Origin of the sequence: Stenotrophomonas maltophilia (genome assembly GCF_003970865.1) — a bacterium.
In the GTDB taxonomy this organism is placed as follows: Bacteria; Pseudomonadota; Gammaproteobacteria; order Xanthomonadales; family Xanthomonadaceae; genus Stenotrophomonas; species Stenotrophomonas maltophilia_AR.
Genome location: NZ_RXLZ01000015.1, coordinates 66,727 through 77,201 on the forward strand (window position 1 = coordinate 66,727; position 10,475 = coordinate 77,201).

At 67.0% G+C, this 10,475-nt stretch carries 9 protein-coding genes; 6 read left to right on the top strand and 3 right to left on the bottom strand.

The window, feature by feature from the left end; all coding sequences use genetic code 11:
- Nucleotides 1-34: 34 nt before the first annotated feature.
- The 3 genes from EKL94_RS07070 to EKL94_RS07080 are packed head-to-tail and all read left to right on the top strand — an operon-like array spanning nucleotide 35 to nucleotide 2,155.
- Nucleotides 35-400, top strand: coding sequence for a BlaI/MecI/CopY family transcriptional regulator (locus tag EKL94_RS07070; protein WP_012481135.1), 366 nt, complete (start codon nucleotides 35-37; stop codon nucleotides 398-400).
- Entirely contained in the window at nucleotides 393-1,595 is a 1,203-nt protein-coding gene (locus EKL94_RS07075; RefSeq protein WP_126928545.1) for a TonB family protein, read from the top strand. The genes EKL94_RS07070 and EKL94_RS07075 overlap by 8 nt, the downstream gene beginning before the upstream one ends.
- On the top strand, nucleotides 1,592-2,155 hold the full coding sequence (locus EKL94_RS07080) for a hypothetical protein (protein WP_126928546.1): 564 nt from the start codon (nucleotides 1,592-1,594) through the stop codon (nucleotides 2,153-2,155). The genes EKL94_RS07075 and EKL94_RS07080 overlap by 4 nt, the downstream gene beginning before the upstream one ends.
- Nucleotides 2,156-2,212: 57 nt before the next feature.
- Here EKL94_RS07080 and EKL94_RS07085 read toward each other — a convergent pair whose 3' ends face one another.
- The 3 genes from EKL94_RS07085 to EKL94_RS07095 all read right to left on the bottom strand — a co-directional run bounded on the left by EKL94_RS07085 (nucleotide 2,213) and on the right by EKL94_RS07095 (nucleotide 5,032).
- A complete protein-coding gene (locus tag EKL94_RS07085; protein WP_126928547.1) occupies nucleotides 2,213-3,013 on the bottom strand; it encodes an MBL fold metallo-hydrolase in 801 nt (266 codons plus the stop codon).
- A gap of 11 nt (nucleotides 3,014-3,024) precedes the next feature.
- On the bottom strand, nucleotides 3,025-3,843 hold the full coding sequence (locus tag EKL94_RS07090; protein ID WP_126928548.1) for a S1/P1 nuclease: 819 nt from the start codon (nucleotides 3,841-3,843) through the stop codon (nucleotides 3,025-3,027).
- 559 nt (nucleotides 3,844-4,402) lie between these two features.
- Complete coding sequence (locus EKL94_RS07095; protein WP_126928549.1) at nucleotides 4,403-5,032, bottom strand: OmpW/AlkL family protein; 630 nt, start codon at nucleotides 5,030-5,032, stop codon at nucleotides 4,403-4,405.
- A 193-nt stretch (nucleotides 5,033-5,225) separates the two neighbouring features.
- On the opposite strand from EKL94_RS07095, the gene gap reads away from it, so the two are divergent.
- From gap to EKL94_RS07110, 3 genes are all read left to right on the top strand, one after another.
- A complete protein-coding gene (gene gap, locus EKL94_RS07100) occupies nucleotides 5,226-6,230 on the top strand; it encodes a type I glyceraldehyde-3-phosphate dehydrogenase (protein WP_010484083.1) in 1,005 nt (334 codons plus the stop codon).
- A gap of 125 nt (nucleotides 6,231-6,355) precedes the next feature.
- On the top strand, nucleotides 6,356-9,031 hold the full coding sequence (locus EKL94_RS07105) for a DUF2339 domain-containing protein (protein WP_126928550.1): 2,676 nt from the start codon (nucleotides 6,356-6,358) through the stop codon (nucleotides 9,029-9,031).
- Complete coding sequence (locus tag EKL94_RS07110; protein ID WP_126928551.1) at nucleotides 9,028-10,404, top strand: DUF3999 domain-containing protein; 1,377 nt, start codon at nucleotides 9,028-9,030, stop codon at nucleotides 10,402-10,404. The genes EKL94_RS07105 and EKL94_RS07110 overlap by 4 nt, the downstream gene beginning before the upstream one ends.
- Nucleotides 10,405-10,475: the final 71 nt, after the last annotated feature.

The window sequence follows — 10,475 nt, forward strand, 5'->3', positions numbered from 1 at the left end:
CGCGTAATCGGGACGTCGATTACGGATGTAAACCATGACCCCGATCAGCGAAGCCGAAGCCGTTGTGATGGAGGTGCTGTGGCAGCAGGCACCGCGTAGCGCCGATGAAGTGGTCGCCGCGCTGGCCCACCGTGACTGGGCCGAACCGACCATCAAGACCCTGCTGAACCGTCTGCTGACCAAGGGCGCGATCGCCGCCGAGCGCGATGGCCGGCGTTACCTGTACCGGCCGCTGCTGCAGCGCCAGGCATGGGTGGAGGCGCAGAGCCAGGACTTCATCGGGCGTGTCTTCGAAGGGCGCGTGGCGCCGCTGGTCGCGCACTTCAGCGAGCGCGGCCAGTTGAGCGCGCAGGATATCGCCGAACTGAAGAAGCTGATCCAGGAGCTGGACCATGACTGAGCTGCTCGACGGAGTGTTGCAGGCCAGCCTGTGGCTGGCGGTGGGCGTAGTCCTGCTGGCGGTAATGCGGCCATTGCTGGTGCGATTGGGTGGCGCTGGGCTGGCCTACCGCAGCTGGTGGCTGCTGCCGATGCTGCTGGTGGCACTGATGCTGCCGTTGCCGCAGGTTGCGTTGTTGCAGCAGGTACCCACGCTGCCGCTGAAAGTGATGCCCGGTGCAATTGATGGCGCGGCCGGACAGTCCTTGCCATGGGCCGGGTTGTTGCTGGCACTGTGGGCCGTGGGCACGGGCCTCTGCCTGCTGCGCGACCTGCGCGCTCAGCGTCGATTCGAACGGCGCATGGGTCCACTGACGCCGCGCACCGATGGGAGCTGGCAGGCCAGCGGCGACCCAGGCCTGCCAGCGCTGGTTGGCCTGTGGCGGCCGCGCATCGTGGTTGGCCCGGAGTTCGATCAGCAGTTCAGCGCGCAGGAACAGGGCCTGATCCTGCAGCACGAGCGCAGCCACCGTCGCAATGGCGATCACTGGGCCAACGGCGCGTTGCTGCTGGCGCGCGCGGTCTTCTGGTTCCACCCGCTGCTGCCATGGGCTGCACGCCGCTTCCTGCGCGATCAGGAGTTGGCCTGTGATGCCCGCACCATCGGCCCGCAGCCTGTGCTGCGCGGCCTCTATGCCAGCACGCTGCTGAAGGCGCAGCTGGTTCACCCGGTTGCGCCCGCGGTCTGCCATTGGCGCAGCCAACCCGTGTTGAAGGAGCGTATCGCCATGTTGAAGCAGTCAAAGCGGAAGGCATTGCCGTGGGTGTCGGGGCAGGTGCTGGTGGTCGGATTGTGCGTGGGAATGGGCGCGGTGGCGTGGGCCAGTCAGGGCGGTGCAGCCGCAGACGGCCAGGCAGAGGCCGCCATGGATCGGGAGATAGAGGTCGACAAGATGCCGCCGCCGTCCTATCCGAAGTCCGCCATCGAACAGCGCCAGGTGGGCGTGGTGAACCTACGCGTGGAAGTGGATGCCAAGGGCCATCCGACTGACGTCCAGGTGCTCAGTGCTACGAATCCGGGTGTGTTCGATGCGGTGTCGATCGCCGCCGCGCGGAGCTGGACCTATCGTCCGGCGATGAAGAACGGAAAGCCGGTTGCAGGGGCTGTGAAGATTCCGATCACCTATGCCATGGACAACACCGAGGACTCCCAGTGAAGTCCGCGCCGCTGCTAATGATGGCGGCGCTGTTGGCAGGGTGCGCGACCCAGGACCGCCTGACCACCGTGGATACCCGCAGCGAGAATGTCGGCCATCAGCGCCTGCAGCCGCAGGCGGGTGGCGGCAGTGGGCAGCTGCAGACCTATTCGCTGGGCGCGAGCGAGGGCTACCGGATGCCGCAGTTGTACGCGGCACCGGACCCGGAAGTGGGCGATCGTGACCCGCGCGCGGAACTGTCGCCGACCACCATCTGCCTGCAGGTGGTGGTTGATGCCAACGGCATCGTCGAGCGCAGCCTGCCATTGACCGATCGCCAGGAATGCGCCGCAGGGGCTGCACGCGAGAACGCGCCCTTGCTGCAGGCTGCGCAGGAAGCCGTGGCGATGTGGAAGTACTCGTCCGCAGCGGTCTGCCACTTCGCGGCTGGCAAGGTGCCTGCCGACCGCGGCGACTGTCGCGGCGCCGAGCGCGTCGAGCCGGTGGCCGTCACCCTGCAATACGCCTTTACCTTCGAGATCGTGAAGGGACAGCACGTGGTGCGCACGCAGGGAAAATGATCGCTTGCGATGACCGGGGTAACGCCGGGCCATGCCCGGCGAGCGCAGCGGCGTGGATCAGGCGCCGCCCTGGATGTTGGCCTTCACCGCGGGCTGCATCAGCTTGGGTTCTTCCAGCGTCGCATCGCGGGCCTGGCGCACGCTGACGAACTCTGCCTCGGCCACGCCATCGTGCACGTGGATGTTGTGCGCGCGCTGTTCGCCGATGGTGGTTTCGTTGGCGACGTCGCGGCCACCCGGGCCGTAGTCGTGGCAGACGAATACGCGCGTCGCATCGGGCAGGGCCAGCAGGCGCTGGATTGAACGGTACAACTGCGCGGCATCGCCGCCCGGGAAATCACAGCGGGCAGTGCCGCCGTCGGGCATGAACAGCGAGTCACCGGTGAACAGCACATCGTCGATCAGGTAGGCGATGCTGTCGCTGGTATGGCCGGGCACGGCGATCACCTGACAGCGCAGTTCGCCCAGAGCAAAGCTTTCGCCATCGCTGAACAGGTGGTCGAAGATCTCATCGGCCGCTGGAAGCTGCAGGCCATAGCGCGGTGCGAAGGTGGCCTGCACCGCGCGGATGCCTTCGCCGATGGCCAGCGTGGCCTGCGGGAAGCGCTGCTTCAGCCGGCGCCCGGCCGACACATGGTCGGCGTGGGCGTGGGTTTCCAGCAGCCAGCGCAGCTGCAGGCCCTGTTGTTCGATGGCCTGCAACGCGGCATGCAGCGGCGATTCACTGCTGGCGTCGGTATCCGGGTCGTAGTCCAGGACCGGGTCGATCAGCGCTGCCTCGCCGCTGGCCGGGTCGCTGACCAGATAGCTGAAGGTGTTGCTGTCACGGTGGAAGAACGACTGCACCTGGACCGACATCGGAACTCTCCTCAGCGCGTGCCGAGCACGCGGTTCAGCAACTGCGCCAGGTTCTCACCGGCCAGTCGCAGCTGCGCTTCGGCAAGCGGCCGGTAGCGCTCGGTGTATTCGTCACCGATTTTACGCGTGGCCGGATAAACGCCAGCTTGCATGGAAATGCGGCAGCTGGCCTCGGCCCACGTCTGCGGGTCGCGCTGCGGGTTGGACTGGCGCGCCAGCTTCGGCGCGCGCTGGCTCTGCAGCAGCGGCAGGTAGCCCGCGTCGTCCAGCTTGCGGGTGTTGAGCATGCCGCTGTCCCACAGCGAGTGCAGGTTGGTACCGCGGTTGCCGAACTGCAGCTGGAAATCGTTGCCGCCCTTGTCGTGGGCGTAACCGGCGTGCATCGGCTGGTGGATGTCGCCGACCAGGTGCACGACGAACTTCAGCGCCTGCAGGCGCTCGCCGTCGGTCAGGCTGCGATCGCCGAGGATGGCGCTCTGTGCCTTCAGAGCCTCGACGATGCAGTTGCCGTTCCTGCAGTGCTTCGGTGCTTCGTAGTGGCAGTTGTCTTCGGCGATGTTGACGTAGTGCCAGCCGGCCGAGCGACGGCCCAGGCCCGGGTCCTTGGCGCGCAACTGGTCGGCCCAGGGCGCGATGCTGGCCAGCGTGGCGTCCGGTTCGGTGGCCAGCAGGCGATCCACTTCGGCACGGGCGGTGGGGTTGAGGCGGGCGTCGGCGACTTCGGCAACAAGGCGGTGGCCTTGCGCGCCCCAGGCATGGGCGGGGGCGGAGGCGGACAGCAGGGCCGGCGCCAGGGCGGCGGCGAGGAACAGGGAGTGCAGGGCTTTCATGCACACATTCTAACGGGGTCGGTGGATTGAAGAGCGGCGCGTTCCTGTTCCGAAGTGGGAGCGCAGAGGGACGGGCGGCGGGACACGCCGTGAATCCGTCCCTGGAGGCTCGATGGCGCCATCCATGGCGCCAACGGTCCCGCCGCCCCTCCCTCTGCGTTCCCCTCCAAACATGGCCGCGGAGACGGATGCAAACGTCAAAGGCAAGATCAAAAACAAATGCAGGATCAAAATCTGCATCCTGCAATTGCAGGCAACCTTTACGCTTCGGATGTACAGGTTCTGCTCTTGCCTCTGCTTGAGCTGGCACGCGCGCGCAGATGGGAAGGGTGGAGAGGGTGAGGTGATCGGGACCGTTCGCCGCATGGATGCGGCGATCGAGCCTACAGGGACGTATTTACGGCGTGTCCCGATCACCTCACCCTCTCCGCCCAATTCCAGAAGCCGGTGCTTCTCGCACAAACAAAAAAAGCCCCGGCAATCACCGGGGCAACATGCTGCGAGGGTTTTGCGTGTAGCGGGGGAGCGGGGGCGAAGCCCCCGCGCTCAACACACCGCTTTAGAACTTGAAGACGTACGAAGCACCGTAGACCAGCGGATCGATGTTGACCGTGCCGATCTTCTCGCCGTTCAACTTCACCTTGCTGTCGATGTCGATCCAGCGCATGTCCACGCGCAGCGCGCCCTTCTCGCCGATCGCGAAGTCCACGCCCGCATGCGCGGCCAGGCCCCACGAATCCTGCAGCTTCAGGCGGTTGTCCTTCAGCGCACCGGTGGTGTCTTCGCTGAAGAAGGTCGTGTAGTTCACGCCCGCACCGATGAACGGCGACACCTTGCCCTTGCTGTTGAAGTGGTACTGCACGGTCACCACCGGCGGCAGCTGCTTGGTGCTGCCCACGCGGCCCAGGCCATTGATGTTGATGTCGTGCTTGAACGGAAGCGCGGCCAGCACTTCGATGCCAAGGTTGTCGGCGATGAAGTACTCACCAGTGATGGTCGGCTTGACGTCGTTGTCGACGTCGACCTTCAGGGTGTGGTTGGCCAGCCAGCCATTGTTCGACTTCGGGGCCACCTGGTGCACGCCCGCGGAAATGGTCCAGTCGCCCTTGGACTGGGCCATGGCCGGGGCGGCGGCGAGCGACAGGGCGGCGGCCAGGCTGGCCACGATCAGGGGGGAGGTCTTGCGCATGGGGGTGATCTCGTTGCTGGGTGGATGCGGCCAGTCTCGGCCTCACATCGCGCTAACGCTTTGATCCGGATCAAATCCTGTCCGCCGGCCTGCTGCCCGCCGGGGCTGGCCCGCGGTGGCCAGCCCCGGTTTGCTAGACTTGTGGGCCCTATCCATCCCGCCGCACCCGTCGCGGCTGCAGGAGCTTGAGAACATGGCAATCAAGGTTGGTATCAACGGTTTCGGTCGCATCGGGCGTAACGTCCTGCGCTCGGCGGTGCTGAACTTCGGCGACGACATCGAAATCGTGGCCATCAACGATCTGCTGGAGCCGGACTATCTGGCGTACATGCTCAAGTACGACTCCGTGCACGGCCGCTTCAAGGCTGACGTGGCGGTGCAGGGCAACGACCTGCTGGTCAACGGCAAGAAGATCCGCCTGACCCAGGAACGCGACCCGGCCAACCTGAAGTGGAACGAAGTGGACGTGGACGTGGTGATCGAGTCCACCGGCCTGTTCCTGACCAAGGAAACCGCGCAGAAGCACATCGATGCCGGCGCCAGGAAGGTCATCATGTCGGCCCCGTCGAAGGACGACACGCCGATGTTCGTGTACGGCGTGAACGACAAGACCTACGCCGGCCAGGCGATCGTCTCCAACGCTTCGTGCACCACCAACTGCCTGGCCCCGCTGGCCAAGGTCATCAATGACAAGTGGGGCATCAAGCGCGGCCTGATGACCACCGTGCATGCGGCTACCGCCACCCAGAAGACCGTCGATGGCCCGTCCAACAAGGACTGGCGTGGTGGCCGCGGCATCCTGGAGAACATCATTCCGTCGTCCACCGGTGCGGCCAAGGCCGTCGGCGTGGTCATCCCGGAACTGAACAAGAAGCTGACCGGCATGAGCTTCCGTGTCCCGACCTCGGACGTGTCGGTGGTCGACCTGACCGTCGAGCTGGAAAAGGAAGCCACCTACGCCGAGATCTGCGCGGAAGTGAAGGCACAGAGCGAAGGTCCGCTGAAGGGCATCCTGGGCTACACCGAAGACAAGGTCGTGGCCACCGATTTCCGCGGCGAGACCTGCACCTCGGTGTTCGACGCCGAGGCCGGTATCGCCCTGGACGGCACCTTCGTCAAGCTGGTCACCTGGTACGACAACGAGTGGGGCTACTCGAACAAGTGCCTGGAAATGGCCAAGGTCGTCGCCGCCAAGTAAGGCTGGCCAAGATCGCACGCGGACCCCGGCCTGGCCGGGGTTCGTCGTTTATGGGGCCAGCCCTGTCGTAGCATGGGGCGGTCGACCGCTGCCGCTGGGGCGCGGGATTGCAATGGAAGCATGCAATGGAAGCATTGATAGCCCTGGTGGTACTGGTTCTGCTGGCCATCCCGCTGCTGCTGGTGGTGGCGCTGGTGATGATTGCCGGCCTGCGCCGCCGTGTGGCCGCGCTGGAAGGTGCCCTGGCCCCCGCGCCGGCCGCCCGGCCGGTTGCAGCCGAGCCGGCGCCAGAACGGGCTGCGCCCATGCCTGCGGCCGGCGCCGATCCGCCGTTCCTGCGGCCGGTGGCGGCTGCCGCACCGCCTCCCCCCCAGCCAACGCCGCCGCCGGTGCGCGAAGCGGTGCCTGTGGCAGCGGAGGCGCCGCGCCCGGTCGCACCACCGCCGGTGCCACACGCGCCGGTGCAGCCGCCGCTGCCTTCTGAACCAGCACTGCCCAACTTCATCGAGCGTGGCCTCGGAGCGGTCAAGCGCTGGTTCACCGAGGGCAACGTGCCGGTCAAGATCGGCATGCTGGTGCTGCTGGCCGGTGTTGCCGCGCTGCTGAAGTACGTCAGTGACCAGGGCTGGCTGGTGCTGCCGATCGAGCTGCGCCTGGCCGCTGTCACCGTGGGTGCGCTGGGCTTGTTGGCGTTCGGCTGGCATCAGCGCGAGCGCCGGCGCCTGTTCGCACTGGCGCTGCAGGGCGGTGCCATCGGCGTGCTGCTGCTGACCATCTTCGCCGCGTTCAAGCGGTTCGAGCTGCTCAACCCCGGGTTTGCCTTTGCCAGTTCGATCGCGCTGGTGGCCGGGCTGTGCGTGCTGGCGGTGGTGCAGAACTCGCGCACTCTTGCGGTGCTGGGCATCCTCGCCGGCTTCATGGCACCGCTGTGGCTGTCCACCGGCAGTGGCAACCACGTGGGGCTGTTCAGCTACTACGCGGTGCTCAACGCTGGCATCTTCGCCATCGCCTGGTTCCGTCCGTGGCGCGCGCTGAACCTGCTCGGTTTCGCCTTTACGTTCGGCATCGGCACGTTCTGGGGCGTACTGCAGTACGCGCCGGACAAGTTCAGCAGTACCGAGCCGTTCCTGCTGCTGTTCTTCGCCTTCTACCTGTTGATCCCGCTGCTGTACGCGCGCCGCCAGCCCGCCGGACGGCGTGACCTGGTCGACGGCAGCCTGGTGTTCGGTACGCCCTTGGTTGCCTTCTCGATGCAGGCCGGCATGCTGCACGAGCAGCCGATGACGCTGGCGCTGTGCGCACTGGGCCTGGCGGCGATCTACGCCGTACTGGCGCGGGCACTGATCGCGCGCGCGTCGTACACCGTGCTGGCGCAGTCGCATGCGGTGCTGGCGGTGGGCTTCGCTACGCTGGCTGTGCCACTGGCATTGTCTGCGCGTGCCACCGGCGCGGTGTTCGCGCTGGAAGGTGCGGGCCTGGCCTGGCTGGGTCTGCGCCAGAAACGCTGGCTGCCGCAGGTATCCGGCGCGTTGTTGCAGATGGGCGCCGCGTTCGCCTTCGTTGCCGGTGGCGATCACTGGCATGAGGACCTTCGCTTCCTGCTCAACCCGACCGCGATCGGTGCGCTGCTGCTGGCCGTTGCCGGCTTCGCGTCGGCATGGAGTTACCAGCGCAGGGAGCGCCACGAGATCGCACTGGTTTACTACCTGTGGGGTCTGTTGTGGTGGTTGGGCGGCCTGGTGCACGAGATCACCCGGTTCTTCCCGTATCGCATCGAAGTGGATGCACTGCTGATGCTGGCCGCGGTGACCGCATGGCTGGCAGCCGAGGTGCAGCGCCGCCAGCCGTCGCGCGCGCTGGGCGTAACCGCGCTGGCGATGCTTGCGCTGGGTTTCCCGCTGGCGCTGATGCAGAGCGATGCGCACCAGCAACCGTTCGCCGGTCACGGCGCGCTGGCATGGGCGGTGTTCGCGGTACTGGGCGTGCGCACCCTGCTGTGCCTGCGGCAGGGAGGCGACACCGTGGCACGTATCGCGCAGTTCCTGTGGTGGCTGCTGTGGCCGTCGCTGCTCTCGCTGCTGGCTCTGTGGGGCGGCGGCGAGGCCGATCTGGCGCAGGGCTGGACGACCTTGCTGGTCACGCTGCCGTGGCTGCTGATGGCCGCGCTGTCGTTGTGGCGCTGGAACGTGCTGCGCTGGCCGCTGGGCGTGGCCTTCGACAGCGTGCGCCTGCCGCTGCAGTGCGTGCTGTTCGGCCTGCTGTCGATCGGCTGGCTGTTCGGCCAGTTGCTGCCGGGTGACGCAGCGCCGCTGCTGTGGCTACCGGTGTTGAACCCGGCCGAGCTGGGCCAGTGGCTAAGCCTGGCGTTGCTGGCGCGCTGGCTGTACAGCGCGCAGGCGCCGCAGTCACTGGTGAAGATCCGGCTGCCGCTGTTGGCATTGGCCACCTTCGTCGCGCTGACCAGCCTGGTGCTGCACGGCGTGCATCAGTGGGGCGGCCTGTCGTGGAGTGCGTCGATGATGCGATTCAGCCTGGCGCAGACCAGCCTGACCGTGCTGTGGAGCGTGCTCGGCGTGATCGCCTGGGTGTGGGGCTCGCGCCGCGGCCAGCGCGTGTTGTGGATGGTGGGTGCGGTGCTGATGGGCGTGGTGCTGGCCAAGCTGGTGCTTGTCGATCGGCAGCACCTGGGCAACCTGCTGGGCATCGCATCGTTCATCGCTTACGGCCTGCTGTGCACGGTCGTGGGTTATCTGGCACCGGCACCGCCGAGCGCGGCGCCGACCGTGGAGGAAAAACAATGAAGACGTGGAGCAGGGCGCTGCTGCCGGCGATGTTCGGCATGCTGGCCGCCGTCACCGCACAGGCCGCCGATTACCGTACCCAGTACGCCGAGCAGTGGCCGCTGACGTTGTCCAGCGCACAATCGGGTGCCTACCGTGTCGTGCTGGAACCGGCGATCTACCGTCGCGCCGGTAGTGCGGACCTGGGCGATGTGCAGGTGTTCAATGCTGCCGGCCAATCGTTGCCGTCGGCATTGCTGGCGCCGGACCAGCCGCTGGCACAGCCGCCGGTGCAGCGTGAGCTGCCGTGGTTCGCGTTGCCGCCGCTGGCCGAAGCACAGCGCAACGACCTGCAGTTGCTGACCGAGCGCGATACCGATGGCCGCGTGCGTCGCGTGGAAGCGCGCGTTAGTGGCGGTGCCGTGGCCAACGGGCAGGGCGGTTGGCTGATCGACGCCAGTGTGCTGGGCCAGCAGCCGCTGGCGGCGCTGGTGCTGGATTGGGCCGACAGTGGCCAGCCGTTGCAGGCACAGGTGCAGCTGGACGTCAGCGACGACCTGCAGCACTGGCGTGCGATTGGCCGCGACGTCCCGCTGGTGGATCTGCAGCGCGCTGGCAAGCGCCTGCTGCAGCGCCGCCTGCAGGTGGATGGTGAAGCGCGCTATCTGCGCGTGCTGGCGCAGGGCGATGCGCGTCTGCCAACGCTGCGCAGCGTACTGGCCGAGTTGCCGCCGGCACCGGCCACATTGCCGTGGGAGTGGTTGTCGCTGGAACCGACCTCGAAGGGCAAGGGCGAGTACACCTTCGAGATGGATGGCCGCTTCCCGGCGGCGCGTGCCGACGTGGCCAGCACCGACAACAGCCTGGTGCAGTGGACATTGTTCAGCCGCGATGACGAGAGTGCGGAATGGCAGCGCCGCAGTGCACCGTGGATTGCCTATCAGCTGCAGCAGGGCGCGCAGGGCCAACGGCAGCAGTCGGCCGCGCAGCCGCTGGGCGGCGTGCACCGCGATCGCTACTGGAAACTGGTGGCGAACCCCGCCGAAACGGCAACCGCACCGACCCTGCGCCTGGGTTACCAGCCCGAAGTACTGGTGTTCCTGAGCCAGGGCGCGGCGCCCTACGCGTTGGCGGTGGGCAGCTCGACCGCGCGCCGCACGGAGGCGCCGATTGGCGTGCTGATCGAGGAACTGCGCTTGCGCAACGACCCGTCGTGGCAGCCAACGCTGGCACGACTGGAAGGCAGCCCGGAGCCGCTGGCCGGCGAGGCGGCGCTGAAGCCGCAGCATGATTGGAAGTCGTGGCTGCTGTGGGCGTTGCTGGGGCTGGGTGTGTTGGTTGTTGGCGGCCTGGCGGTCAGCCTGCTGCGGCAGAAGCCGGCGCCTTCGGCGTAGTTTCCGGCGAACGGCGCAGCCCCTCGTGGGTGGGCGGTTGGTCGCGTAGAGCCGGTCTCTTATAAACATTT